This is a genomic window from Arthrobacter sp. UCD-GKA, assembly GCF_001863355.1.
Classification (GTDB): domain Bacteria; phylum Actinomycetota; class Actinomycetes; order Actinomycetales; family Micrococcaceae; genus Paeniglutamicibacter.
The window spans coordinates 303,281-329,761 of the sequence record NZ_MOLR01000002.1; the positions used below are offsets into that span (position 1 = coordinate 303,281).

23 protein-coding genes are annotated in these 26,481 nt (G+C 68.7%); 5 read left to right on the forward strand and 18 right to left on the reverse strand.

What is annotated here, in order from left to right; genetic code table 11:
- Positions 1-29 precede the first annotated feature (29 nt).
- Complete coding sequence (locus tag BLJ79_RS04690) at positions 30-713, forward strand: Rv3235 family protein (protein ID WP_071213525.1); 684 nt, start codon at positions 30-32, stop codon at positions 711-713.
- Here BLJ79_RS04690 and secA read toward each other — a convergent pair.
- The 7 genes from secA to mtrA form a co-directional block, all read right to left on the reverse strand.
- Positions 710-3,436 carry a preprotein translocase subunit SecA gene (gene secA / locus BLJ79_RS04695; RefSeq protein WP_071213526.1) on the reverse strand — a complete coding sequence of 909 codons (2,727 nt, stop codon included), beginning with the start codon at positions 3,434-3,436 and terminating at the stop codon, positions 710-712. The two genes, BLJ79_RS04690 and secA, sit on opposite strands and share 4 nt — an antisense overlap.
- Before the next feature lie 77 nt (positions 3,437-3,513).
- Positions 3,514-4,758 carry a winged helix-turn-helix domain-containing protein gene (locus tag BLJ79_RS04700; protein ID WP_071213527.1) on the reverse strand — a complete coding sequence of 415 codons (1,245 nt, stop codon included), beginning with the start codon at positions 4,756-4,758 and terminating at the stop codon, positions 3,514-3,516.
- Between the two features lie 24 nt (positions 4,759-4,782).
- Positions 4,783-5,499, reverse strand: coding sequence for a ribosome hibernation-promoting factor, HPF/YfiA family (gene hpf, locus BLJ79_RS04705; protein WP_139194720.1), 717 nt, complete (start codon positions 5,497-5,499; stop codon positions 4,783-4,785).
- A 151-nt stretch (positions 5,500-5,650) separates the two neighbouring features.
- Positions 5,651-6,532 carry a ComF family protein gene (locus tag BLJ79_RS04710; RefSeq protein ID WP_071213609.1) on the reverse strand — a complete coding sequence of 294 codons (882 nt, stop codon included), beginning with the start codon at positions 6,530-6,532 and terminating at the stop codon, positions 5,651-5,653.
- An 82-nt stretch (positions 6,533-6,614) separates the two neighbouring features.
- Positions 6,615-8,330 (reverse strand): LpqB family beta-propeller domain-containing protein, encoded by a 1,716-nt coding sequence (locus BLJ79_RS04715; protein WP_083411004.1) that lies wholly within the window; start codon positions 8,328-8,330, stop codon positions 6,615-6,617.
- Positions 8,323-10,125, reverse strand: coding sequence for an MtrAB system histidine kinase MtrB (gene mtrB, locus BLJ79_RS04720; protein ID WP_071213529.1), 1,803 nt, complete (start codon positions 10,123-10,125; stop codon positions 8,323-8,325). The genes BLJ79_RS04715 and mtrB overlap by 8 nt, the downstream gene beginning before the upstream one ends.
- 20 nt (positions 10,126-10,145) lie before the next feature.
- Complete coding sequence (mtrA, locus tag BLJ79_RS04725) at positions 10,146-10,823, reverse strand: MtrAB system response regulator MtrA (protein WP_071213530.1); 678 nt, start codon at positions 10,821-10,823, stop codon at positions 10,146-10,148.
- Positions 10,824-11,045: 222 nt separating this feature from the next.
- Here mtrA and BLJ79_RS04730 point away from each other — a divergent pair, with 222 nt between their 5' ends.
- A complete protein-coding gene (locus BLJ79_RS04730) occupies positions 11,046-12,167 on the forward strand; it encodes a hypothetical protein (protein WP_071213531.1) in 1,122 nt (373 codons plus the stop codon).
- Between the two features lie 16 nt (positions 12,168-12,183).
- Here BLJ79_RS04730 and BLJ79_RS04735 read toward each other — a convergent pair whose 3' ends face one another.
- The 6 genes from BLJ79_RS04735 to BLJ79_RS04760 all read right to left on the reverse strand — a co-directional run bounded on the left by BLJ79_RS04735 (position 12,184) and on the right by BLJ79_RS04760 (position 19,378).
- Entirely contained in the window at positions 12,184-13,275 is a 1,092-nt protein-coding gene (locus tag BLJ79_RS04735) for a uroporphyrinogen decarboxylase/cobalamine-independent methonine synthase family protein (protein ID WP_286135261.1), read from the reverse strand.
- Between the two features lies 1 nt (position 13,276).
- Entirely contained in the window at positions 13,277-13,669 is a 393-nt protein-coding gene (locus tag BLJ79_RS04740) for a chorismate mutase (RefSeq protein WP_071213532.1), read from the reverse strand.
- Between the two features lie 181 nt (positions 13,670-13,850).
- Positions 13,851-15,533, reverse strand: coding sequence for a dipeptide ABC transporter ATP-binding protein (locus BLJ79_RS04745; RefSeq protein ID WP_071213533.1), 1,683 nt, complete (start codon positions 15,531-15,533; stop codon positions 13,851-13,853).
- Positions 15,530-16,504, reverse strand: coding sequence for an ABC transporter permease (locus BLJ79_RS04750; RefSeq protein ID WP_071213534.1), 975 nt, complete (start codon positions 16,502-16,504; stop codon positions 15,530-15,532). The genes BLJ79_RS04745 and BLJ79_RS04750 overlap by 4 nt, the downstream gene beginning before the upstream one ends.
- A 2-nt stretch (positions 16,505-16,506) precedes the next feature.
- Positions 16,507-17,601 carry an ABC transporter permease gene (locus BLJ79_RS04755; RefSeq protein ID WP_286135262.1) on the reverse strand — a complete coding sequence of 365 codons (1,095 nt, stop codon included), beginning with the start codon at positions 17,599-17,601 and terminating at the stop codon, positions 16,507-16,509.
- Between the two features lie 139 nt (positions 17,602-17,740).
- Complete coding sequence (locus BLJ79_RS04760; RefSeq protein ID WP_071213535.1) at positions 17,741-19,378, reverse strand: ABC transporter substrate-binding protein; 1,638 nt, start codon at positions 19,376-19,378, stop codon at positions 17,741-17,743.
- Positions 19,379-19,594: 216 nt separating this feature from the next.
- Between BLJ79_RS04760 and BLJ79_RS04765 the strand changes: the two genes are divergently transcribed.
- On the forward strand, positions 19,595-19,960 hold the full coding sequence (locus BLJ79_RS04765) for a hypothetical protein (RefSeq protein WP_071213536.1): 366 nt from the start codon (positions 19,595-19,597) through the stop codon (positions 19,958-19,960).
- A gap of 141 nt (positions 19,961-20,101) precedes the next feature.
- Here BLJ79_RS04765 and BLJ79_RS04770 read toward each other — a convergent pair whose 3' ends face one another.
- On the reverse strand, positions 20,102-21,310 hold the full coding sequence (locus tag BLJ79_RS04770) for an MFS transporter (protein WP_071213537.1): 1,209 nt from the start codon (positions 21,308-21,310) through the stop codon (positions 20,102-20,104).
- Between the two features lie 80 nt (positions 21,311-21,390).
- On the opposite strand from BLJ79_RS04770, the gene BLJ79_RS04775 reads away from it, so the two are divergent.
- Both BLJ79_RS04775 and BLJ79_RS04780 read left to right on the forward strand, forming a co-directional pair.
- Positions 21,391-21,915 (forward strand): tetratricopeptide repeat protein, encoded by a 525-nt coding sequence (locus BLJ79_RS04775; protein ID WP_071213538.1) that lies wholly within the window; start codon positions 21,391-21,393, stop codon positions 21,913-21,915.
- Between the two features lie 70 nt (positions 21,916-21,985).
- Complete coding sequence (locus BLJ79_RS04780; RefSeq protein ID WP_286135263.1) at positions 21,986-22,489, forward strand: hypothetical protein; 504 nt, start codon at positions 21,986-21,988, stop codon at positions 22,487-22,489.
- A gap of 28 nt (positions 22,490-22,517) precedes the next feature.
- Here the strand turns inward: BLJ79_RS04780 and BLJ79_RS04785 are convergent, their stop codons facing one another.
- The 4 genes from BLJ79_RS04785 to BLJ79_RS04800 form a co-directional block, all read right to left on the reverse strand.
- Positions 22,518-22,898, reverse strand: coding sequence for a VOC family protein (locus BLJ79_RS04785; RefSeq protein WP_071213539.1), 381 nt, complete (start codon positions 22,896-22,898; stop codon positions 22,518-22,520).
- Positions 22,899-23,011: 113 nt separating this feature from the next.
- Entirely contained in the window at positions 23,012-24,148 is a 1,137-nt protein-coding gene (mnmA, locus tag BLJ79_RS04790; RefSeq protein ID WP_071213540.1) for a tRNA 2-thiouridine(34) synthase MnmA, read from the reverse strand.
- Complete coding sequence (locus tag BLJ79_RS04795; RefSeq protein ID WP_502686093.1) at positions 24,145-25,380, reverse strand: cysteine desulfurase family protein; 1,236 nt, start codon at positions 25,378-25,380, stop codon at positions 24,145-24,147. The genes mnmA and BLJ79_RS04795 overlap by 4 nt, the downstream gene beginning before the upstream one ends.
- Before the next feature lie 120 nt (positions 25,381-25,500).
- Positions 25,501-26,412, reverse strand: a complete 912-nt coding sequence (locus BLJ79_RS04800) for a hypothetical protein (protein ID WP_139194721.1) — start codon at positions 26,410-26,412, stop codon at positions 25,501-25,503.
- Positions 26,413-26,481: the final 69 nt, after the last annotated feature.

The following is a 26,481-nucleotide window of genomic DNA, read 5'->3' on the forward strand; positions in this document are numbered from 1 at the left end:
CGAAGCCATCCGCCCACCAGGAGTCCACCATGTCCATCACCGCCCTCGAGCCGGCCCCTTCCAACACCGCGCCGACGCTCGTCCAAGCAAACCGCTTCACCGCACCGGCCCCCGCCGCAGCGGAGCCGACCCCCATACGGAGGTTTCCGAAGGCCTTCGGCCCCGGTCCGGACAGGCGCGGGAAGCGCTGCCCGGGCCAGGAACCGGGCACCGAGACTCCGGCGCGCAGCCTCCCGGAGCAGGTTCGGCTCGACGAGGATTTCCGCGCGGACACCGAACACGATTTTGCCGACGGGCTGCGTCCCAAGCCGCCCACCGCCGCCGCCCGGGCAGTTGCCGAGAAGCTCTTCCCGCCCATGGACGGGCTGCTGGCCCCGGCCGAATCCGTGGCAGCGGTTGTGCACGCGGCCGCACCGGCGGTGCTGGAGGTACTGGCCGGAGCACGGCCCGCACGCCAGCTGCTGCGCGCCCTGAGCCCGGAGTGCATGCTGAAGCTCGACCACCACATGCGTCTCGGCGCGATCCAGCGCCCCGACCCCACCTCCTGCTGCTATTCCAACCCGCGGGTGCTGCGGATGCGCATCACCCAGGTCCTGCCCCTGGTCTTCGAGGCGGCGGTGATCATCCGGGACATGCAAAACGTCCGTGCCGCCGCTCTGAGGATCGAACGGTGGCACGGACGTTGGCAGGTTACTGCACTGGAGATCGGCTAGCGGCGCTTGCCCTTTTTCTTCTTGTTGTTGCCGCCGGCAGCCTTCGGGGCCGCCGCACCGGGGGTGCGCTCGATGTGGGTCGAGGCCTCGCCGCTTTCCTCGGGTGCCGTGTAGCGCAGCGTCGCCGGACGGGCCGGGGCCTCGAGGCCCGGGGTGTTCAGCACCGGCTCGGTGGTCACCGATCGGCCGTCGACGACGCCCGGCAGGGACATTTCCGGGGCCTGACGGGTCTCCACCTCGATGTTGAAGAGCATGCCGATGCTTTCCTCGCGGATGGATTCCATCATGGTCTGGAACATCAGGAAGCCCTCGCGCTGGTACTCGACCAACGGGTCGCGCTGGGCCATGGCGCGCAGGCCGATGCCCTCCTTGAGGTAGTCCATTTCGTAGAGGTGTTCCTGCCACTTGCGGCCGATCACCGAGAGCACCACGCGGCGTTCGAGCTCGCGCATGTTTTCCTCGCCGACCGCTTCCTCGCGTGCGGCGTACTGCAGCCGCGCGTCGGAGAGGATTTCGCGCTCCAGGAGTTCCGGGGTGATCGCGTCGCGGTGGCCGGCTTCCTCCGCAACCTCGTCGAGGGTGATGGAGATCGGGTAGAGCTGCTTGAGGTTTCCCCAGAGCCGCTTCAGGTCCCAGTCCTCGGAGTGTCCCTCGCCGGTGGCCTCGGCGACCATGGCCTTGACCACGTCTTCGAGGAAGTGCCCGACCTTCTCTTCCAGGTCGCCGCCCTCGAGGATGCGCCGGCGGTCGCCGTAGATGGCCTCGCGCTGGCGGTTCATCACGTCGTCGTACTTCAACACGTTCTTGCGTTGCTCGGCGTTGGTGCCCTCGACCTGCGCCTGTGCGGTTTCGATGGCCTTGGAAACGATCTTCGATTCCAGGGCCACGTCGTCGGGCATCGAGGGGTTGTTCATGATCCGCTGGGCCGCGCCGGCGTTGAAGCGGCGCATCAGCTCATCGGTCATCGAGAGGTAGAAGCGGGACTCGCCCGGGTCCCCCTGGCGTCCGGAACGGCCGCGCAGCTGGTTGTCGATGCGGCGTGACTCGTGGCGTTCGGTGCCCAGCACGTAGAGTCCCCCGGCGTCGGAGACTTCCTTCGCCTCGCTCGCGACCTGCTTCTTGGCGGTCTCGAAGACGGAATCCCAGACGCGCTCGTATTCCTCGGAGTTCGTTTCCGGGTCAAGTCCGCGGCGTTCCATCTCGGCGACGGCCAGGAATTCGGCGTTGCCGCCGAGCATGATGTCGGTGCCGCGGCCGGCCATGTTGGTGGCGACCGTGACGGAACCCTTCTTGCCGGCCTGGGCGACGATGGCTGCCTCGCGTGCGTGCTGCTTGGCATTGAGCACCTCGTGGCGGATGCCCTGCTTGGCCAGCAGGCGGGCCAGGTATTCGCTCTTTTCCACGCTGGTGGTGCCCACCAGCACCGGCTGGCCGGTGGCGTGGCGCTCGGCGATGTCCTGGACCACGGCGTCGAACTTGGCGATCTCGTTCTTGTAGATCAAATCCGCCTGGTCCTTGCGCAGCAGCGGCTTGTTGGTGGGGATCTCCACCACGCCGAGCTTGTAGGTGCCCATGAATTCCCCGGCCTCGGTCTGCGCCGTGCCGGTCATGCCCGCAAGCTTCTTGTAGAGGCGGAAGTAGTTCTGCAGGGTCACGGTCGCCATGGTCTGGTTCTCGGCCTTGATCTCCACCCCTTCCTTCGCCTCGATGGCCTGGTGCATGCCCTCGGAGTAGCGGCGCCCGGCCAGCGACCGCCCGGTGTGCTCATCGACGATCATGACCTCGCCGTTGATCACGACGTAGTCCTTGTCGTTCTTGAACAGTTCCTTGGCCTTGATGGCGTTGTTCAGGAACCCGATGAGCGGGGTGTTGGACGCCTCGTAGAGGTTGTGGATGCCCAGGTAGTCCTCGACCTTTTCGATGCCGGGTTCCAGCACGCCGATGGTGCGCTTCTTCTCGTCGACCTCGTAGTCGGTGTCGAGGCTCAGGCGGGTGACCAGCTTGGCGAATTCGGTGTACCAGCGGTTGACGTCGCCGGAGGCCTGCCCGGAAATGATCAGCGGGGTGCGGGCCTCGTCGATGAGGATCGAGTCGACCTCGTCGACGATCGCGAAGTTGTGGACGCGCTGGACGAGCTCGTCGGAGCTCCAGGCCATGTTGTCGCGCAGGTAGTCGAACCCGAACTCGTTGTTCGTGCCGTAGGTGATGTCCGCCTCGTATTGCTTGCGGCGTTCGGCTGGGTCCTGGTTGGACAGGATGCAGCCGTTGGTCAGGCCCAGGAAACGGTAGACGCGGCCCATCAGGTCGGACTGGTACTCGGCCAGGAAGTCGTTGACGGTGACCACGTGGACGCCCTTGCCCGTCAGGGCGTTGAGGTAGGCCGGCGCGGTGGCGACCAGGGTCTTGCCTTCGCCGGTCTTCATCTCGGCGATGTTGCCCAGGTGCAGGGCGGCGCCGCCCATGAGCTGGACATCGAAGTGGCGCATGCCCAGGGTGCGGTCGGCGGCTTCGCGGACGGCGGCAAAGGCCTCGGGCAGCAGGAGGTCCAGGGACTCGCCATCGGCAATGCGTGCCTTGAACTTGTCTGTTTCACCACGCAGTTCCGCATCGGATAGGGCACGGAATTCGCCATCAAGCACGTTGATGGCGTCGGCGTATCCGCGCAACCTCTTCAGCGTCTTCTTGTCGCCGGTACGCAGGATACGTTCAAGCAGTGATGCCACGAGGCAGCTCCCAAATCTCTAGCACAGGATTTCTGGCGTGTTCAGTCTACGTGAGAGATTGGTTTCACTTGTGGCTTTTAGCTGGATTCGGGCGAGCTTAGTGAAAACTCCAAGGCTGCTGCCAGATTCCCGTGTGCCGAAACCACGACTTCGTCGAGCCCCAGCCAGCGCGCCATGAGCCGCAATTCGGCCGCCAGCTCCGCCGCGGTGTTCCCGGGCGCGCCGGGCTCGGCGAAGGCGCCACGGACCAACAGCCTGCCCGTGGCCCGCTCTGCCTTCAGATCCACGCGGGCCACCAGCGCCTCGCCCAGCAGGAACGGCAGCACGTAGTACCCGTAGACGCGCTTGGCCGCGGGCGTGTAGATCTCCAGGCGGTAGGTGAAGCCGAACAGCTTCTCGATCCGGCGGCGGTTGAAGACCATCGAGTCGAAGGGGCCCAATAGCGACCGGGCGTGCGAGCGACGGGGAATGGCGGTTCCGGGCAACAGGTAGAACGTGTCCTTCAGGCCCGCCACGCCGACCGTTTCGAGGGCTCCGCCGGCGGCGAGGTCTTGCAGGACCGCGGCGCTTTCACGCAACGGGAGCCGGAAGTAGTCGGCCAGGCAATGCACGCTGCCGATGCCGTGCGCCCCGGCGGCAGCCAGCAGCAGCCGCTCCATGCCCTGGCGCCGGTCGTTCCCGGCCGGGGGTACGGCTGCGGGTACGGCTGCGGGTACGGGTGCTTCGGGGAACACCTGGTGCAAGGCGGTGTAGCGGCGCTCGAATGCGCCGTTGCGGCCCTCGGTGCTGATCATTCCCTCGGCAAACAATGCCTCCAGGGCGCGCTTGACCGCGGACCAGTTCCAGCCCCACGAGTCGTTGTCCGAGGTCTGTTCGTGGCCCAGTTCGGCGGCGGCTTCCCGGGAGGTGCGGGGCCTGCCGTCGGCAAGCAGCCGAAGGATCCGGTGGGCCAGGACACGCCCGTCGTCGTCAATGGTCTTCATGCTGCCGGGCCAGGAGCGCTGCTGCCACGGGACCAGGTCCCTGAAGTGGTCGCTGCGCACCAGCGAGGCCTCGTGCGCCCAGTACTCAACCACCCTGCGCGGTTTTTGCACCGCGAGTGCGTCCAACAGCTCCGGGGCGTAAGGGCCCAGCCGCGAGAAGATCGGCAGGTACTGGGCCCTGGTGACGACGTTGACGGAGTCGATCTGGATCAGTTCCAGCCGGGCAAAGGCCCGGCCCACCGCACCAAGATTCACTGGTGCGGCGGGCCGGGGACGATGCAGCCCCTGGGCTGCGATGGCGATGCGACGGGCTTGCGCTGCGGAAAGAATCCTGCTCATGGTCCCATCGTATGCGCCGTTGGATCAGGCGTTGACTGGTTGCGGATCCGGGTCGCGGTAGCGACGGGTCTCCAGGGTGGATTCGTCGGTGGCCTCCGGATCCAGGGTGATGGTTCCGTAGGAGTACTGCTGGTTGCCCTTGGACTTCCGGGCGTAGACCACCGAGTGCGCCCCGGTTGCCGCGTCCACGAAGAGGTAGAAGGGGTGTCCAATCATTTCCATGCGGTCAACGGCGTCGTCGACGCTCATCGACTCCGCCGGGAAGACCTTGCGGCGGATCTCGATCGGCGGTGCGCCGTTCTCGGAGGCCTCGGCGGCCTGCCGGGTTTCCTCTTCCTGCTGTGCCAGACGCGTTGCCTCGTGCAGCGGAAGCGAGCTGTTGGCCGGCTCCAGTCCGCTGGTTGCCTGGTGAACGGCCTGGGGCGTCCGGGTGCCGTGGTGGACCTTGCGGCGGTCCCGGGCCTTGCGCAGACGCTCCAGGAGCTTGGCGAATGCGGTGTCGAAAGCAGCGAACTTGTCCGCGGCCTTGGCCTCGGCACGGATCGCCGGTCCCCGTCCCAGAACCGTCAATTCGACGGTCAGGGCAGTCTCCGCATTGCGTGCGTGCTGCTCCTTGGTGACCTTGATGTCCAAGCGCTGGATCTTCGTTGCAAGCTGATCGACCTTGTCGATCTTCTCGTCCACGTATTCGCGGAAGCGATCCGTAACACTGACATTGCGCCCGTTGATCGTCATCTCCATGGTGTCCTCCATCATTGCTCAGGTGACACGACAGCGACCGAAGAAGTCACTCCTTCCGGTCGCTGAAGATGGGTTCCTTTCCCCTTGCGGGGTGCCCATACCTCACCCTATGACAGATGCAACGATAATCAAGGATGTTCGGATTATTACTTCATCGCGTTGCGCGAACGTGGCTTTTTTCATCCGGTGCGGGTGTTGCCGCAAGCACCGCCGCCCCGCACACCCGCAGCCCGGACCCGGCCAGGGCGCGGTTCGCCTCGGCCAAGGTCGCCCCGGTGGTGAGCACGTCGTCGACAAACAGCACCTGGGTGCCGGCGGCCGCGAGCCGTGCCAGCTGCGGCGTCACCGGTGCATGCATCGTGCCGCGCACCGCGCCCCGGGCGCGCCTGCCCTTGCCTTTTTGCGCGGAGGTGAACTGCCTGGCCACCCGGTACCGGACCAGCTGCGCCACCTCCACGCCGGCGGGCAGCACCCGGGCCCGCCGCAACCTGGACAGCAGCAATCCCACCGGGAAGTACCCGCGCCGGGTCCTGGCCCGCAGCCGCGTGGGCACCGGGACCAGCACCACCGGGCGGCCCTGGTCAGCCAGGGTGTCCAGCACGGCCAGCACCGCGCGGGCCAACGGCGGCACCAGGTACCTGCCCAGGGCCGGCATCTGGTGGTTCTTGAAGGCCAGGACGACGGCCGCCAGCTCGTGCTCATAGGCTCCCGCGGCAACCACCGGCATCGGTCCGAGGCACCCGTCCAACGGCAGCGCCTCGGCCCGGAGTTCGACCCTCCGCGGGTGCAGGCAGGAGGCACGCAACGCGCGGGCGCAGGAACCGCACACCACGGCGTCCGGACGCCGGCAACTTACGCAGTCCACCGGGAACAGCAGTGCGGCGGTGCCGTGCAGGCCCGCCCGCACGGCCCGGGCAGCGCGGTGCCACCAGAGCGCATCAAGGAGCCGGGCCCAGGAACGTGCCGGGTCGCTGCGCGGAGCGGGCGGCCTGCGGTAGACGGCATCCGGGTCCTGCCGGATCCAAGGTTTCATGCCCTCCAGCATGCTCCCCGGGCCAGGCCCGTTCGAGGCCCGGCGGACCTGCTGTGGAGAACCGCGACCGTCGACCGGCCACTCAGCCCGGGTAGGTCAGGTCCCGGACCATGATTTCCATTTCATGCCAGGAGCTGCCCACGCGCGTGTAGATCTTGTCCTTGGTCTCGGCGTACACCGGGCGGCGTTCCCCGGGACCGGCCGACAAATCGAGCATGCCCAGCAGTGGCAGGTACGTCACCCGGGTGCCGGTCAGGCCGATTTCCTCCGCCGCCACCTTTTCGTTGGTGCTGGTTGCTGAGACGATGACCGAGACATCGGAGTTCCAGACGGCCTGGGTCACCGGAACCTCCGGATACAGCCTCTTGGGCGGGGCGAAGCCGCGCGGCGCGCCGTCGGCATCGCGCAGGATCCCGCTGATCGTCACGCTGGTTTCCCCGTCCTTCGAGGAGACGATCAGGGCGCGGGCCCCGTCCCGGGACACGCGCAGCGAGGAGACCTTGGCGTGCTCCAGCCAACCGGCGGTGATCGGTCGGACCTTTCCGCTGAGCACCGTGTCTTCCGGCACCGCCAGGACGCTGGTGGTCGAGGAATTGTCGACGGTCCAGGTCCAGCCATGGGCATCCATGGAGGGCCGGACCAGGTCCGTCCCGGTGGCGACCACCGAGCTGCGGCCCTCCTCGTCGATGGCGACGAGCTTGGTCAGCGAGCCGTTCAGGAACGCATAGCGGTTCCCCTGCGGGCTCATCGCCGGCAGGCGCGGGTCGTAGCCGGAGATGTCCCCGATGCCGCCGACCAGCCGCAGCGACTTGCCCTTGAGGTAGTACAGCGCCTTGTCCAGGACGCCGATCTGGGTGTCGGGGACCGGGGCGTTGACCTCGGCGACCTGGAAGTCGGGGTCCTTGGGCCCGATCTTGACCTCGGACTGCTCGTCGGTCATCACCACCGAGCGCACGGTGCCCAGCCCGCCGAGGCTGAGTTCCAGCTGCTGCTGCATCTGCTGGCGGGTAAGCTCCGTCGAGTCCAGGAAGGTGGCGGACTTCAAGTCGACGGTGGCCCGCTGCGATTCGATCGGCACCGAGGAGCGCACCAGAGAACTGCCCGGCGGGAACGCCGAAACCACCGCGTTTTCCAGGTACGGTGCCGGGCCGGCCAGCAACGCCTCGACCATTACCGCTGCCACGCCCGTGCGGGTGGGGAACCAGCGCACGTCGGGCACCGCGTAGTGGTAGCTGACGTCGTAAAAGTAGAGGGTCTGCGGGGCGAAGACGTGGCTGAAGCTGGCCTTGTCGAGCATGATGCCGTCGGGCAGCTGGGAAATGCGCCATTGGCCGTCGACCTTCTCCAGCGCCACGTCGACCGCCCGGGTGGTGTGCGCGGGCAATTCCGTCATGATGCCCGCGGCATCGACCTCGGAGACGACCTCCATCTGGATGGTGAAGGTGTTGGGGTTGCTGCCCGGGATCACCGAGGGGCGGGCGTCGTAGACCAGGGTCCGCACCGAGCCCTTCCAGACCCCGCCCTGCTTGGGGTCCAGGAATTGGCGGGCGGTCTTGTAGTCGTCCTGGGCGGCGATGCCGGCCTCGATGAACCCCTCGACGATCTCCCGGGGGGTGGCGTCGGGGGTCGGGCCGGGCAGGTTGAACTGCACGTTTCCGTCGGCATCGGTGCCGGAGCCGTCCAGTGCAATGGACTGGACCGGCGAGTTGCGCGGGATCTGCGAGCACCCGGTGAGCACCAGCACGAAGCCCAGGAGCACTGCCAGCAGCATCCGGGGCGTTGGGCGGTTCCTAGTCATGCGGGTGGTGCCTTCCTGGGGTGTGGCCGCCGGCGCCCGGCGCCGCGGTGTCCGGGTGCTCCTCGGGGATCAGCGGCGGGGCGGGCTTGAAGCCGATCGAGGGGATCTCCCCGGTCAGCGGGAAGGAGACGACCATGCCGCGGTCGAACACCGCGTCGGCCAGCACGATGGGCTCCAGCGGCAGCGGGGAGGCGATGATGGTGTCGCCCAGGATCCGCGGCAGGGTTAGCCGGAAGCACGAACCCACGCCGCGCTCCCCCCAGGCCTCCAGCCGGCCGGAGTGCAGCCGGGTGTCCTCCATGGCGATGGACAGCCCCAGGCCGGAGCCGCCGGTGGTCCGCGCCCGGGCCGGGTCGGCGCGCCAGAACCTGTCGAAGACGCGGGTGCTGGCCTCGGGGCTCATGCCGATGCCGCGGTCGCGCACCGTGATCGCCACCGCGTTCTGGTTGCCGGCCACGGTGATGTCGATGGGGTTGCCCTCGCCGTGCTCCACCGCGTTGAGCACCAGGTTGCGGACCACCCGCTCGATGCGCCGCGCATCCATCTCGGCCACCGCGCCGCCGGCGGGGGTGCCCAGGCGCAGCACCGAGCCCATGGCCTCGGCATGCGGGGTGGCGGTGTCGATCACGCGCCGGGCCACGGAGACCAGGTCGGTGGGCTCGGCGTCGAGCACCGCGACCCCGGCGTCGAAGCGGGAGACCTCCAAGAGGTCGTTGAGCAGGATCTGGAAGCGCTCGACCTGGTTGTAGAGCAGCTCCGCGGAGCGCTTGTTGATCGGGTCGAAGTCCTCGCGGGCGTCGTGCAGCACCTCGGCGGCCATCCGCACGGTGGTCAGCGGGGTGCGCAGCTCGTGGGACACGTCCGAGACGAAGCGCTGCTGCATCTGCGAAAGCATGGCCAGCTGGTTGATCTGGTCCTGCAGCGAGGCGGCCATGTGGTTGAAGGAGTTGCCCAGCCGCGCGATCTCGTCCTCGCCCGAAACGACCATGCGTTCCTCCAGCTGCCCGGCGGCAAGCTTCTCGGAAACCTGCGCGGCGGCGGCCACGGGGCGGACCACCAGGCGGGTGACGTACCAGGTGATGCCGCCGACCACCAGCAGCAGCAGCCCGCCGACCAGGCCCATGGCCCGGTTGATGAAGTCCAGGGTCTTTTGCACGCTGGAGAGGTCGTAGACCAGGTACAGGCCGTATTCGCGGCCCGGCGGCAGCGTCACCTTGGTGCCGAAGATCAGGCCCGGGCCGGCGCTGGCCCCGGCGTTGACCTCGATGGACTGCCAGTAGGTGGCGTTGGACTCCTGGACCTGGGCGGTCAGGGCCTCCGGCACGATGCGGGAGGTCAGGTTGCCGCTGGCGGTGGGCCCCACGTAGAGGTTGTCGTCCCCGGAAAGCGGGACCAGCACGAAGTCGCGAGGCACCAGGGCGGTGTCGCCCTCGAGGATCTTCAGCGTGCTGGTCACCAGCGAGCGGGTGCTGGTGCGGTCGGTGGTGGCCGCGGAGTCGAAGATGGCGCGCACCTGGTTCAGCCCGCGCAGGGACTCGGACTCCACCTGGTTGAAGCGCTCCTGGAACAGGCCCGTGGCAATCTGGTTGGACAGGAACGCACCGGCGCCCAGCAGGGCCAGGGCGGTGAGCAGCACCGCGGAGGTCACGGTGCGGAAGAGCAGCGAACGGGTCCAGCGCGAGCGCACGGTGTTGCGCGCACGCACCAGCCAAGCCAGGGCGCGGCGGTGCCAGGGCCGCTGGTGCTCCGGCTCCGGCACCCGGGTTTCGTCCGGGGCCGGTTCGACGGTGTTCATGCTGCCCGTCACCTCCAGGCTCAGGCCTGGCCCGCCTTGTATCCCACGCCGCGCACGGTCAGCACGACCTCGGGGCTTTCCGGATCCATCTCAACCTTGGAACGCAGGCGCTGGACGTGGACATTGACCAGCCGCGTGTCGGCGGCATGGCGGTAGCCCCAGACCTGCTCGAGCAGCTGCTCGCGGGTGAAGACCTGCCACGGCTTGCGGGCCAGGGCGACCAGGAGGTCGAATTCCAGCGGGGTCAGGCCGATCGGCTCCCCCTCGCGGGTCACCCGGTGGCCGGCGACGTCGATGCTCAGGTCCCCGATCTTCAGGGTTTCGGGGGCATGCTGTTCGCCGGGGCGCAGCCGGGCGCGCACGCGCGCCACCAGTTCCGCGGGCTTGAAGGGCTTCGGGACGTAGTCGTCCGCGCCGGATTCCAGGCCGCGGACCACGTCGGCGGTGTCGGACTTGGCGGTGAGCATGACGATCGGGACATCGTCCTCGGCGCGGATGAGCTTGCAGACCTCGATGCCGTCCAGTCCCGGAAGCATCAGGTCAAGCAGCACCAGATCGGGCTTGACCTCGCGAAAAACACCCAATGCCTTGGCACCGTCGTAGCAGAACACGGCCTCGAAGCCGTCGTTCTGCAACACGATGCCGATCATTTCGGCCAGCGCCTCGTCGTCGTCGACAACCAGGATGCGTGCCTTCATAATCTGCCCTTCCGTAGCCTTGCGCTGGGCGCCGCGATAAGCATGCGCCCGGATACCTCAAGAGTACATGAGCACACCGGGCAAATCGCCGCGGAAACGGCAATCCACCACATCGTTTGTCTCGCATTCCGGCGCGGCTAGACTGGCCGCATGAGGGCGGAGCGCAACGGCCCGCACCGTTCGCCGCCCCGGAGCCCCGCCAAGGATTGAGGTCGTTTCCCGATGCCAGCTGATTCCCAGGTCCCCGAACCGGGGCAGCCCGATCCGCACCCGGCCTGGGGCCCGCCCCCGTCCGGGTGGGACGGGCAGCCGGCAGCGGCATCCGGCACCGGCACCGGCCCGGACCCCGCGCACCGCTTCGGGCCGCCGGCTAAGCCCGGGGTCCTCGAGCTGCGGCCGCTGGGGTTCGGGGACCTGCTCGATGCGACATTCGCCGTCATCCGGCTCGCGCCGATCCCCACGTTGCTCAACGCGGTGCTGGTCCAGCTGCTGCCGGCGCTGCTCGCCCTGTGGCTGTTGCTTCCCTGGTTCACCGGCTTCGAGGTGTCTTTTGACCCGGGCCAGTCCTCCCCCGCCGAGGTGGTGCAGGGGCTCGAACGGACCTGGCCGTCACTGGCCGCGGGGCTCGGCGGCTACCTGGCGGTGCAGCTGCTGGCCGGGGTGCTGGTCATCGGGCCGAGCACCGTCGCCGCGATGCGCGCCACCCTGGGGCTGCGCACCGGATGGGGAGCATCGCTGGCGTTGAGCTCGCAGGCCATGCTCCGGCTGGTGGCCTGGAACCTGCTGGCCGGCGCCGCGGTGCTGCTGGTGCTGGCACTCTCGGTGGCCGGCGCCGCGGCCCTGGCACGCCCGCTGGGGCCGGCCGTCGCGGGAATCCTGCTGGCCCTCTGGCTTGTGGCGTTGTTGCCGCTGTATGTGTGGCTGGCCATCAAGCTCTGCTTCGGGCCGGTCGAGCTGGTGGCCAGGTCCATGGGCATCGGCTCGGCGATCGCCTCCTCGTGGAGGCTGGTGTGCGGATCCTGGTGGCGGATCCTGGGGATCCTTTTGGTGGTCGCCATCGTCCTGGGGCTGCTCTCGGGGCTCGTGGTCCAGATCCTGGATGTGGCCACGGGCCAGTTCGTCTCCGGCTCCAACACGGCCCTCGGCGTGGGGGTCGGAGTTGCCGCCCAGGCAGTCGTGGGCGCCTTGTCCATGGTGCTGGGCCAGGTCATGGTCACGCTGCTGCATGTCGACGCGCGGATCAGGCACGAGCGCCTGGACCTGGTGCTGGAGGCCGAATCCCGCACAGCTCCCGCGCACCCGATCCCCGGGCACGGGGCACGCCCCGTCCGGCAGCCCCGGTAGGCCGGGGCCCGGGGAGCTAGCCGTCGACGCGAACCTGGTTCAGCGCCTCGGCGTAGGACGCCAGGCGCCCGAGCACCGCAGTCGACTGCGCCGGGGACAGCTCGGCCAGGCCGGCCGAAGGCATCAGCACCAGGGCGCCGAGCGCCGCATCGGGCAGCCCGAGCTGGCGCCACGGGCGGCGGATGGCGCTGACGGCCTCCACGACGCCGGGAAGCTTCGCTCCGGCGTCAACGGTGCCGAGCCACAGGCGCGTGCCGGATTCCACCGCCCCGGCAATCAGCTCCCACCCGGGCACGGTCAACGAGGCGGCGTTGGCGCCCAGCGCATCGGCACCCGCCTCGAGCGCGGTGGCCGCAAGGCTCGTCCAGGTTCCGGGTTCGGCCTCGGCGCCGATGACGACCTCCGCTGCGCCGGCGCCCTGCAGGGCCTCGACCAGCTCGCTCCACCAGCCGCGCAACTCGGCGGCGGGCACCGAGCGCAGCGTGCGGTAGCCGCTGGAGGTCGGCAGCGTCCCGTTGAGCACCGCCCCGGCGTCGGGTTCGTCGATGTACACGGTGATCCTCTGCCCGCCGGTCATCCGGGAGACCGCCTCGAGGTGCCGGGCGGCCCCCAGCGCCAGGGACTGGGCCAGGTCGCGGCGCGCCCCGTGGTCGGAGACGGCGCGTTCGCCGTGGTGCAGGTGCAGGTTTGCCGCCAGCGTGGCGGGACCCGGGAACTGGATCTTCAGCTCGCTGCCGCCGGATTCCTCGGCGCCGATGGCATCGGCCAGCACGTTCAGGTCGGTGCGCAGCGCCGAGGCGGCCCGCCGGGCATCGATGCCGGCGGCCGGGGCCAGCCGCCAGCCGTATGGCTGCAGGTCCACGACCATTTCCTCGAGCAGCTGCGCGCCGCGGCCGATCGCATCGGAGCCGACGCCGCGGTCCGGAAGCTGGTGCAGGTGCGGCAGGTTCGGCGCGCCGATCTCGCCGCGGATCACCAGCACCGATTCCATCGGGTCGGTGCCGGGCATCGGCCCGTGCCCGCTGGCCTGGACCTGGAGTGCCGCTGCCCGCGTGCCGGATTCGGGTTCCTGCTCGGGGTGGGTGCCGGGGCGGATGTCGGGTTGCACGCTAGTTGCCGTTCTCCGCGTGCGTCGCCGAGATCGTCTGGTGGTGCCTGATGACCTCGGAAATGATGAAGTTCATGAACTTCTCGGCGAATTCCGGGTCCAGGTGCGCCTCCTGGGCGAGGCGGCGCAGGCGCTCTATCTGCGCCTTCTCCCGGCCCGGGTCGCTCGGCGGCAGCGCATGCACGGCCTTGAGGTGGCCGACCCGCTGGGTCGCCTTGAAGCGTTCGGCCAGCAGGTAGACCAGCGTCGCGTCGAAATTGTCGATGCTGCTGCGGATGGACAACAACTCCTCCATGACCTCTTTTTCGACGGTGTCGGCCAGGGAACTGGCGGCGGGGTCGTAGGCGCCGGTTTCGGCGTTGTCTGGCACCTGTGCGTTGTTCTGTTGGCTCATGAACCCAAGTCTAGGGTTGCGCGCTTGAATGCACCCAACCGTGACACGCGCGCCGCGGACGGCAACGATTGCACGGCGCGGGACCTCGGCGGGGACGGCAAAGGGGGCGGCCCACCGTGGTGGACCGCCCCCGTGCCGCGCACCCGCCGGAGCGGGAACCCGCGGGGCGAAACCGCTTGGCCTAGACGGCCTTGAGGAACGCCTCGCGGCGAATGGCCTGCTCCACCGGGTCCGGCACCGGCAGCGAGGCGATCAGCCGCCGGGTGTAGGGATGCTGCGGGTCGCCCATGACCTGGTTGCCGATGCCCTCCTCGACGAGCTTGCCGCGGTAGAGCACCCCCACCCAGGTGGAGAGCATGTCCACGACGGCCAGGTCGTGGGAGATGAACAGGGCCGCGAAGCCCAGTTCGGCCTGCAGCTCCTTGAACAGCTCCAGCACCTTGGCCTGCACCGAGACATCCAGCGCGCTGGTCGGCTCGTCGGCAATCAGCAACTTCGGGTCCAGCGCCAGGGCCCGGGCCAGCGAGGCGCGCTGGCGCTGGCCGCCGGAGAGCTCGTGCGGGAAGCGCGCGGCAAAGGCCGCCGGCAGCTGCACCGCCTCGAGCAGCTCGTCGACGCGCCTGCGCGCGGCACGGGCATCAAGGGAGCGGTGCACGATCAGCGGCTCGGCCACGCACTCGCCGATGGACAGCTGCGGGTTGAAGCTGGCCGCGGGGTCCTGGAACACGAAGCCGATGTCCTGGCGGACCTTCTTGAAGCTGCGCTCCTTGAACCCGAGCATCTCGTGCCCCAGCACCTTCAGCGATCCGCCGCTGACCTTGTTCAACCCGGCGATGGCCCGGCCGATGGTGGTCTTCCCGGACCCGGACTCCCCCACCAGCCCGTAGACTTCCCCGGCGCAGATCTGCAGCGACACGTCGTCCACAGCGGTGAACGACGGGGACCCGAGGCGCCCGGGATAGGTGATGTTCAGGTTGGTGGCCTGCACCAGCACCTCCTTCTCCTGCCCGGACCGCGAGACCATGCCCGCGGAGGCGGAGTTGCGGCCCAGGTGCGGCACCGCGGCCAGCAGCGCCTTGGTGTAGTCCTCGCGCGGGGCTGCGAAGAGCTCGGAGCTCGGCGCACTCTCCACGATCTTGCCCTGGTACATCACCACGACCCGGTCCGCCAGGTCCGCGACGACACCCATGTTGTGGGTGATCAGCACGATCCCGGTGTTGAAGTCGTCGCGCACCTCGCGCAGCAGCTCCAGGATCTCGGCCTGCACCGTGACATCCAGCGCCGTGGTCGGCTCGTCGGCGACGATCAGCGCCGGGTTCAGCGCGAGCGCGGCGGCGATGATGACGCGCTGCTTCTGCCCGCCGGAGAATTGGTGCGGATAGTGGTTCACCCGCTTCTCCGGTTCCGGGATGCCGACCTTGCGCAGCACCTCGATGGCGCGGGCCTTGGCCTCCTTCTTGGAGACCTTGCCATGGGCGCGGATGCCCTCGGCGATCTGCCAGCCCACGGTGTACACGGGGTTCAGCGCGGTGGAGGGCTCCTGGAAGACCATCGCCACGTCGTCACCTCGCACCGCACGCAGTTCGCGTGCCCCCAGGGTCAGCATGTTGTTGCCCTTGAGCACCACGGCCCCGCGGGCCACCGCGGTCTCGGCCAGCAGGCCCAGGATGGTGCGGGCGGTCACGGACTTGCCGGACCCGGATTCGCCCACCACCGCGACGACCTCCCCGGCGGCGACCTCGAAGCCGACCCCGCGCACCGCGGGGACCTGGCCGGCGTCGGTGGTGAAGGTGACCTCGAGGTCCCTGATTTCCAGGACCGTGCCGTCGGCGCGGCCGATCACGTCCTTGCGGTGCGCATTCATGCTGTGGCCTTTCCGCCGCGACGCCTTGCTTTTCGGCGCATCCGCAACCGCGGGTCCGCCAGGTCGTTCATGGATTCGCCGACCAGGGTCAGCCCGAGCACGGTGAGCACGATGGCCGCGCCCGGGAACACGCCGGTCCACCAGATGCCGCTGGTCGCATCGCTCAGCGCGCGGTTCAGGTCGTAGCCCCATTCGGCGGCCTTGGTCGGCTCGATGCCGAATCCCAGGAAGCCCAGGCCCGCCAGCGTCAGCAGCGCCTCGGAGGCGTTGAGCGTGAAGATCAGCGGCAGCGTGCGCGTTGCGTTCCTGAACACGTGCTTGAACATGATCCGCCAGGTCGAGGCGCCGACCACCTTCGCCGATTCGACGAAGGGCTCGGCCTTCAGTCGCACCGTTTCGGCGCGGATCACCCGGAAGTACTGCGGGATGAAGACCACGGTGATCGAGATCGCCGCGGCCAGGATGCCGCCCCAGAGGTCGGACTGCCCTCCGGTGATCACGATCGACATGACGATGGCCAGCAGCAGCGACGGGAAGGCATAGATGGCGTCGGCCAGCACCACCAGGATGCGGTCCAGCCAGCCGCCGAGGTAGCCGGAGACCAGGCCCAGGAAGACGCCCAGGAAGATTGAGGCGATCACCGCGATGATGATGACCAGCAGGGCGGTCTGCGCTCCCCACAGGGTGCGCGAGAAGACGTCGAAGCCGCCCACGGTGGTGCCCCAGATGAACTTTCCGCCCGGGACGGCCTGGGTGGGGAATTGGCCGTCTGCGTCGGAGATCTGGGCGAACCCGAAGGGCGCAAGCACCGGCGCGAGCGCCGCGGCCAGCACGAACACCACGGAGAGCACCAGTCCCGCCACGAGCATGCCGCGCTGCAGCCCGGCGCTCATCCGGTAATGGGAAATGATCGGCAGCCGTGTCCACAGCGGCTTCTTGGCCCCGAGGGCCGTCACGGTTGTTGCACCCATGGCTAGAACCTCACTCGCGGGTCGATGAGCGCGGCAATGATGTCCACGATGAAGTTGGTGACCGCGACGATGACCGCCAGCAGCACCACGATGCCCTGCACCGCGACGAAGTCGCGTGCCGTCAGATACTGCGCGAGCATGAAGCCCAGGCCCTTCCACTCGAAGGTGGTCTCGGTGAGCACCGCGCCTCCGAGGAGCAGCGCGATCTGCAGGCCCATCACCGTGATGATCGGGATCAGCGCCGGGCGGTAGGCGTGCTTGGTCAGCAGCCGGTATTCGGAGACGCCGCGCGAGCGCCCCGCTTCCACGTAGTCCCGTCCCAGGGTGCCGATGACGTTGGTGCGCACCAGCCGCAGGAAGACCCCGGCGGTGAGCAGGCCCAGTGCGACGGCCGGGAGGACCGCGTGCTCGATGACGTCGGAAGCGGCGGCCATGTTCCCGGAGCGCAGTGCGTCGAGCAGGAAGATGCCGCTGGGGTTCTGCAGGGACGTCAGGGCCAGCTCGGCGTTGATGCCGGCGCGCCCGGCAATCGGCAGCCAGCCGAGCCAGACCCCGAAGATGAGCTTGAGCAGCAGGCCGGCGAAGAACACCGGGGTCGCATAGCAGAGGATCGCGAAGACGCGCAGGATCGCATCGGGCCAGCGGTCGCGCAGCTTGGCCGAGACCAGGCCGAAGGGAATGCCGATGAGCAGTGCGATGACCAGCGAATTGAAGGCCAGTTCCGCGGTGGCCGAACCGTAGGTGGTCAGCACCTCGGACACTGCCCTGTTGTCGGAAAGGGTGCGTCCGAAGTTGCCGGTGAAGACCTGCCCGAGGTATTCGAGGTACTGCACCAGGACCGGGCGGTCGTAGCCGGCCGCGGCGATGCGCTCGGCCAGCTGGTCCGGGGTGAGGCGGCCGCCGAGGGCCGCGGTGATCGGGTCTCCGGTGACGCGCATCAGGAAGAAGACGAGCGTGACCAGGATGAAGATGGTGGGGAAGATCAGCAGGAAGCGGGTGACGAGGTAGCGTGCAAAGCTGCCCCCTGCCTTGGTGGGCGCCGTGATCGGCGACAGTGGTGCCGAGGGTTCATCGGCTGGTTCGGTGGTGATGACCATGGGATGGTGGAGTCCTAGCTGGAGAAATCAATTTTCCGTGGCGGCCGCAGGCCTGCGGGAGCACGATCCGCCGGATGGCGAAGGGTGCTCCCGCAGGCCTGGACGCGCCGGGTGGTGCGGTGTCCCGCGGGGGTGGTGCCTACTTCGACACGACACCCAGGCGGAACTTGAACGAGGCATCCAGCGTGGATTCCACGCCCTTGACGTCAGCACCGGCCACGGCCACCTGGGCACCCTGCAGCAGCGGCAGCGTGGAGAGGTCGCCGGCGACCTTGGTCTGGATTTCCTCGATCAGCGCGGTGCGCTTGGCGCGGTCTGTTTCCACGCGCTGTTCGTTGATCAGCTTGCCGACCTCCGCATTGTCATATCCGTTGCCCAGGAAGTTGTCCTTGGCGAAGAAGGGCGAGAGGAAGTTGTCGGCATCCGAGTAGTCCGGGAACCAGCCCAGCTGGTACGCCGGGTAATCGGTGACGCGGGACTTCTGGTAGGTGACCCATTCGGTGGATTGCAGGTCGACCTTGAACAGGCCGCCCTTTTCCAGCTGGTTCTTCACCATCGCGTACTCGTCGCCGGAGCTCGGGCCGTAGTGGTCCGGGTTGTACTGCAGCTTCAGGTTGATCGGGGTGGAGACGCCCGCCGCCTCGAGCACTGCCTTGGCCTTGTCCAGCGACGGGCCGCCGTCCTGGCCGTACATGTCCTTCAGGGGTTCGATGGCTCCGGTGAAGCCCTGCGGCACGTAGGAGTACGCCGGAATGTAGGTGTCCTTGTAGACCTGGGTGGCGATGGCCTGGCGGTCCAGCAGGTTGGCCGCGGCCTGGCGAACGGCCTGCGACTTCTTCGCATCCGCATCGGAGGTCTTGGCGCCGAAGGGCATGATGTCGAAGTTGAATACGATGTAGCGCAGCTCGCCGCCGGCACCCTTGTGCACGGCCACCTTCGAGTCCTTGGACAGGTCCTCGACGTCGGTGGGCGAAAGCGAGCGCCAGGCGACATCGATGTTCCCCTGCTGCACGTCCAGCTTCAGGTTGTTGGAGTCTGCGTAGTACTTGATGTTGGCTGCGGAGTTGGCCGGCTTGCCCAGCAGGCCCTGGTATCCGTCAAAGGCCTTGAAGGAGACCAGTGAGTTCTTGGCATAGGACTCGATGGTGTACTGGCCGGCGAAGGCCTTGCCCTTGATGATCGCGTCGTCGTCAAGCACCTTGTCGGCGGGGAACAGCTCGTCGTCGACGATCGGGCCGACGGGGCTGGTGAGCACCTGCGGGAAGGTCTGGTCGTTGCCGCTCTTGAGCTTGAAGACCACGGTGGTGGCGTCCGGGGCCTCCACGCTGGCCAGGTTGCCCAACAGCGAGGAGGGGCCGTTCGGGTCCGCGATCTTCACCTGGCGGTCGAAGCTGGCTTTGACGTCCTTGGAGTCAAGATCGGAGCCGTTGGCCCACTTGAGACCCGGCTTGAGCTTGACGGTGTAGTCAGTGGGCGTGGTGAACTCGGCCGATACGGCCATGTCGTTCTCCGGCTCGGCGGATCCGGGCTTGGAGTTGAGCAGGAACGGGTAGATCTGGTTCATGACCATGAACGAGCCATTGTCATACGAGGCTGCCGGGTCAAGGGAGGTGACCTTGTCGGTGGTACCCAGGGTGATCGGAGCACTTGTGGTGCCCGTCTCGCCCCCTTCACTGCCCCCGGGGGTGGCGGCCGGACCGGTGCAACCGGTCAGGGCCAGGGCGGAGATGCCGATAACGGCAGCGGCGAGCCGCATCCCGTTCTTCTTGCGGGCCATGAGCAATCCTTAATCTGTCTGCGAGCACATGATGTGTGAGTGAACCCACACGCCATACAGCCTAGGTGATCCCCGTCACCGAATGCCACTATCGAGTGATTCGACGCACATTGGAATGCAAATGTGATCCTTGGCCTCCGTCAATGCCGCAGCCCGGCCAGGCGGCGCCCGCCCTGCGTCGGCACCGCAGGCACAAGTGGCCTAGGGTTAAGCACGATGATGACACGTAGAGACGCAGCGATTGCGTTGGATATCCCCATGGAAATGGCCAAGCGCCACGGCATCCCGGCGCGGATGAGCGAAGCCGAATTTGCCGAACTGAACGCCAATCCCCCGGCCTGGCTGATCCAGTCGCGCGCCAACCGGACCGGCAAGCGCCCCGTATGGGTCCAGCTGACCTGCGCCGTGTGCGGATTCACCGAGGCCGAGCGGCCCAAGAAGTGGTGGCCGGAATTCGACTTCGTGCATTGCGTGGAGCACGGCCCGGCACAGCTGCCGCGGCTCGAGGAAGGCAAGACCCGCCTCGAGTACCCGGACATTTCCACGCGCATGTACGGCATCGTCGACGAAGCCAAGGCGTAGCGAACCGGCCCGCCCGGCCCGCGATCCCGCCTGTCGCCAGCATTCCGCGGCCGGCAGGCGGGATTTTTGCGTGTGAGCGGCCCGAACTCCGATGGACATGCCTCCATCCGACCCGGGCGCCTCGCGGGCATCGGTCCCGGGTCACGAGTGGACCGCGGCAGCTGCCTCCCACGCCCGAAGGTTCGGCCACGCGATGGCTGCGCAGCCGACGAACACCAAGGATCCCGCCAGAAACGGCACAGCGAGATCGAACACCGTTGCGAGCAGGCCGCCAAGACCGGCGCCGATGGCGAGCCCGGCGAGTCCGAACAACTTCGACACCGCATTGACCCGCCCCCGCAGCCGGTCCGGCACCAGGCGTTGGCGCAGGGAACCGACGCAGACGCTGAAGACCACGGCGTGCAGGATGTAGGTGGCCAGGAACAATCCCGTCACCCACGGGACATCGGCCAGGAAGATCGCCAGCAGGCTGGCCGCGCCCACCAGCAGGCTGCCGGCTGTGGTGGCGGCATACCCGATCCTCCGCCGCAGCGGCGCCACCATGGCCGCCCCCGCGAGCCCGCCGAGCGCCGACACCGAGAGCAGGATCCCGTAGCCGGCGGAGCCCAGGCCCAGGACGTCCCGCGCGAAAAGGACAAGGATCGAGAACGGCATCATGTACGCGACGCTCGCCAACCCGCCGACGACCGCCAGCGAGCGCAGCAGCGGGTGCCGGGCCAGCCATGTAGCACCCTCGAGGACGTCCCGGTGCAGCGTCGTCCGGCGGCCGGGCCGCCGCGCGGGACGGAAGCTGCCCGCCAGGCCAAGGAAGAGCAGCGCGGCCGCCGCGTACGCCCCGGCGGTGGCGGCGAGGGGCAAGGCCATCGCCGCGGCGAACATCAACCCGCCAAGCGGCGGACCGACGAACTCGTCGGCGACCAGTTGGGTGGCGGAAATCCGGCTGTTGGCCCGGTCCAGGTCCCTGCTGCCCACCAGCGACGGGAGGATGGACAGGGCCGAGTTGTCCGCTGCCGTTTCCAGGAGCCCGATCAGGGCAAAGGCCACGTACAGGGCGGGCATCGACTCCGTTCCGGTGGCCACCAGCGCGGCCAGCGCCACCATCAGGGCGCACCTGCCCAGGTTGGAGAGCCAGAGGATGCTTCGTCGGTCCATCCGGTCGACGATGGCGCCAACGGGCAGGACCACCAGGAACTTGGCGGCCGAGTACACCATGGACAGCCCCGCGACCAGCAACGGGTTCGTCGTCAGCGCCGTCGCCAACAGCGGAATCGCGACGTAGCTGATGCCGTCGCCGAAGTTCGAGGCGGCATTGCCCGCCCACAACCGTCCGTATCCCCGCCCCAGCGACATGGTGTCCGATCCTACAGGCGGTTCCGCCGCCCGGCGCAGGGAATGGTCCCGCTGGTCGGCGGCGGGTGGATACTGGAGCGATGACATTGGATGATCAGCTCGAGGGGATCTTCGAGACCCGCGACCGGAACAACATGCAGCCCACCATCGATGCACTGTTGCCGATCCTGGAGCGGCACCCGGCCAACCCGCGGGTCTTGTACGAGGTGGGCGGCGCCTACGACACGGCGGGAGAGGAAAGCACCGCGGCGTCGTTCTACGAGCGGGCCCTTGACGCAGGGCTGTCGGGAGACCTGTTGCGCCGATGCTCCCTGCAGTACGGATCCACCTTGCGGAACCTCGGCGAATTCGCCCGGTCGGCAGAAGTCTTCGAGCGCGCCCGGGCACGGTTTCCGGATTCGCCGTCGCTGGCAGTCTTCGAGGCGATCTCCCTCCATGCGTGCGGCCGGCTCGACGAGGCCGTCGCCGCCTTGCTCGCGGTGGTCGCCACCGGCATCAAGTCCCCGGACCTGGAGCGGTACAAGCCCGCCATCCTCGGCAACGCCGCCCACATCCGGTCCCTGGCGGACGCCCGCCCGTCTGCCCGCCGGCCCGACGCCCGATGACTGCGCCACCTGTGGCGGGATCCGGCCACGGAGGCCACCACGCCCCGGGGTGAACGGTTAGGCTGGCGGCATGATGGCTGAACCGGAGCTTGCACGTTCCCGCGCGGTGCGGGCCGCCCTGGCGGGATTCGGGATGGTCGCCGGCTACGCGGTCCTTGGCGCGTTGCAGATCCTGGTCTGGAACCCCCTGGCCGCGGTTCCGGGTGCCACGCTGGCCGAGATCCGCGCCCAGATGGCCGGGGCCGGCGAGTATGCGGGGACACCGCTGGTGGTGGCGTGGGCTGTCACCGGAATCCTTTTGGGCGTTGGAATGCTGGTCGCGGCGCTGCTGCGGAAGCTGTCCGCTGCCGGCGCCACGGTGCTGTCCCTGCTGCTCTTCGTGCTCGGCGCCCCCTCGATGATGGTCGCGTCGTTCCCCTCGGGCATGGGTCTGGCCGACACCTTCGGCATCTCCGGCGGTGACCACGCCCCGTGGGGCAGTGTTCTTTACCTGGCCAGCGCCGCGGCGCTGCTTCTCCTGGTGCTCTTTCTGGTGCGCAGCCACCCCAGGCCGACACCGATACCGCCCAGGTGATTCCGGCACACGACTCCCCGGGCCGGGCTCATCCCTGGTTGTGGAGGTCCTGGACGGTTCGTGAGAGCAGGCAGAACTCGTTCCCCTCGGGATCGGCCAGGACCACCCAGCTGACGTCCGGCCCCTGCCCGACGTCGGTGCGTCGCGCCCCCAGGGCGAGCAGGCGTTCGAGCTCCTGCGCCGTCGAGACCCCGTCGGCACGCAGGTCGAAGTGCAACCGGTTTTTCACGTTCTTGCCCTCGGGCACCGCGAACACGTCGATGTGAGGCCATCTTTTGTCGTGCGGCGCGATGCTGATTCCTTCGCTGTCTTCCTCAACAATGCACCAGTCAAGCACGGCGCACCAGAAGTCGGCCACGACCCGCGGACGGATCGCATCGATGGCAATGGCGGCTAGTCGACTGGTCATGGCCACACGATAGCCGTTCGGGCCCGACCACGGAACAGCTGAGGTGCACCCGAAATGGCGAAGGCCCCGCCGGTGCAGCAAGCACCCGGCGGGGCCTTCGGAGGCGTGGCGGATCAGGAAACGAGCGTCGGGTCCCAGGCGGTGGAGCGGGCCGAGTCGATGGTGGCCTGGCCCAGCACGCGGGTGCCCTGGTAGATGACCATGGTCTGGCCCGGGGCGACCCCGCGCATCGGCTCGATGAGCGTGGCCACCAGCACGTTGGACCCGTCTTCCTGCGCCACGACGCGGGCACGGGCATCGACCGGGTCCCCGTGCGCCCGCACCTGGACCATGCAATCGAACTCGATGCCGGCGGACGCGTCGGCGATGGGCAGCCCGGCCCAGGAGATCCGGATGCCGCGCAGCTCGTCGACCGCCAGCAGGGCCTCGGGGCCTACGATGACCTTGTTTTCCTTCGGGCGGATCTCCAGCACGAAGCGCGGCTTGCCGTCGGCAGCCGGGGTGCCCAGCTTCAGGCCCTTGCGCTGCCCGACGGTGAAGGCGTGGGCGCCCTCGTGCTCACCCAGGGACTTGCCCTCCTGGTCGACAATCTCGCCCTTGGTCATGTCGATGCGCTCGGCCAGCCAGCCGCGGGTGTCCCCGTCGGGGATGAAGCAGATGTCGTGGCTGTCGGGCTTGTTGGCCACCGAGAGCCCGCGGGCCTCGGCCTCGGCGCGGACCTCGGCCTTGGACGGGGTGTCGGCCAGCGGGAAGATGCAGTGCTCCAGCTGTTCGTGGGTGAGCACGCCCAGCACGTAGGACTGGTCCTTGGCCCAGTCGGCGGCGCGGTGCAGCTCCGGGTTGCCGGCCGTGTCGCGGATGACCTTGGCGTAGTGCCCGGTGCAGACCGCGTCGAAGCCCAGCGCGATGGCCTTTTCCAGCAGCGCGGCGAACTTGATGCGCTCGTTGCAGCGCATGCAGGGGTTGGGGGTGCGCCCGGCCTCGTACTCGGCGATGAAGTCGTCGACCACGTCCTCCTTGAAGCGTTCGGAGAAGTCCCACACGTAGTACGGGATGCCCAGCACGTCGCAGGCGCGCCAGGCGTCGTTGGAGTCCTCCACGGTGCAACAGCCGCGCGATCCGGTGCGCAGGGTGCCGGGCATGCGGGACAGGGCCAGGTGCACGCCGACGACCTCGTGGCCGGCCTCGACCGCCCGGGCCGCCGCAACGGCCGAGTCGACCCCGCCGCTCATTGCTGCCAAAACCTTCATCGTGTGAACCCTGTCCCTGCTGTTTGGATGCTGCTGACTTGTGCGGCCATGCCGGCCTTTTTGGCGCGCGCGTAGGCCTCGGGCAATGCCGCCACAAGTTTCCCAACGTCGGCGGCGCTCGATGTATGCCCGAGCGTGAAGCGCTGGGCCCCGCGGGCGGTTTCCTCGTCGCGGCCCATGGCCAGCAACACGTGGGACGGGCGCGGCACCCCGGCGGTGCAGGCCGAGCCCGTGGAGGAGTGCACCCCGAGCATGTCCAGCACGAAGAGCAGCGAGTCGCCCTCGCAGCCCGGGAAGGTGAAGTGCGCGTTGCCCGGCAGCCTGGTCCCGGCGTGGGCCGGATCCGCGGTGCCGTTGAAGACCGCTTCGGGGATGTGCTCGTGCACCCCGGCGACCAGTGCGTCGCGCAGGGCGGCCAGGCGTTCGGTTTCGGCCGCCAGGTTGGCCGCGGCCTGCGTGGCCGCCGCGGCGAAACCCGCGGCCGCGGCCGAGTTCAGGGTGCCGGAGCGCAGCGCCCGTTCGTGCCCGCCGCCGTGCTGGATGGGGGTGAGCACCGTATCCCGGCGCACGAAGAGGGCGCCGATGCCGACGGGTCCGCCGATCTTGTGCCCGGACACGGCCATGGTGGCCAGCCCGGAATCGGCGAAGGAGATGGGCAGCGCGGTGAAGGCCTGGACCGCGTCGGAGTGCACCGGGATGCCGTGGGGCCCGGCGAGCGAGACGACCTTGTCGATCGGCTGGACGCTGCCGACCTCGTTGTTGGCCCACATGCAGGTGAGCAGCGCGATGGATGCGGGGTCGCGGGAGATTTCGGCGGCGAGCACCTCCAGGTCGACGACCCCGTCGGAGGTGACCGGCAGCCAGGTGATGGTTGCCCCTTCGTGGGCCTCGAGCCATTCGGCGGTGTCGAGCACCGCGTGGTGCTCGATGACCGGGACCAGGATGCGGGTGCGGCGTGCATCGGCGCCGTTGCGGGCCCAGTACAGGCCCTTGAGCGCGAGGTTGTCCGATTCGGTGCCGCCGGAGGTGAAGATGACTTCCGAGGCGTGGGCCCCGGCCGCGGCGGCGAGGCGTTCGCGGGATTCCTCCATGACGCGGTGGGCGCGGCGGCCGGCGCCGTGCAGCGAGGACGGGTTGCCGGTCTGGGCCAGTTCGCGGGTCATGGCGGCGAGCGCCGCGTCCGACATGGGTGTCGTTGCTGCGTGGTCTAGGTAAATGGGGCTCGTGGACACCGAACAATTCTAGCCGTGTTGCCGGATTCCGGGGCGGAGTGATTGCTCACAGCCTGGCCGGGCCCCGGCCCGGGGACTGCACGGGCCCCGCGGCAACAGCCGGCGGGGCGCCGTGTCCCCCTAGTTTTGTTCCCCGCCGAAGTATTCCCCGGCCAGTTCCTCCGGGTCGAAGGGATCGGTGTCGGCCTCGGGCAGTTCGTTGCGGGTGTCCCCGGCGGCATCGAGCCGGGAGTCGGCCTGGACCTCCCAGGCTTCCAGTGCCGCGCAGCCCAGCAGTGCGTCGATGAGCGCGCGGGTGCCCCCGACGATGGTGGAGTCCTCGTAGAGTTCGGTGCTCATCAGCCAGTTGCGGTCCTGGGGCCAGGCGAGGTTGGGCGACTGGCGCTGCTCCCCCAGCGAGGTCCGTGCCCACAGCGGGCTGGCGAGGTCCTGCCCGTCCCCGGTGAAGAGGTAGAAGGAGCGGTAGCCGGAGCCGATCTGCAGCGTCGGGGCGTTGCGCACCGCATCGGAGAATGCCGGGGCCTTGGCCTTCGCGGCAAGCTCGGCGGCGCGCTGGGCGTTTTGCTGCGCATCGAGTGCCGGGTCGTCCGCGATGACGACCTCGACCTGGTCCCCGCCGTGGATGAACGCGAGCCCGTTCCACAGGGCCAGGTGGATCTGCTCCGGCGTGGTGGTGTGTGCGACCAACAGAGGGGCCATGGCCCGCAGCTCGGCGGCGCCCAGTCCGTCCCAGCCCGGGGCCTCGCCTTCCCAGGAGTCCTCGGCCAGCGGCACCCCGTCCTCGCCAATGCCGGAGAGTGCGGCGAATTGCGCCAGGGCGTGCATGGTGGTGCCGCGCCGTGCGGCGATCTGCCCCCAGCGCACAGGCTGCCCGTCCGGGCCCATCGCCGGGTGGAAGATCCTCGCGTAGGCCTCGTAGCCGCGCGGGACCTGCCCGGCGACCAGGTTTGCGGTATCCGCATCCCGTCCTTGTTCCTGCAGTGCCGCCACGATCCAGGCACCGGCATCCGGGGCAGTGAAGTTCAAAGTCATTCATTCAGGGTACCCATGTGCGGGGCCCGCCGCCCGCCGAACACCCGGCCGGGTGGCACCCGGGGCCGG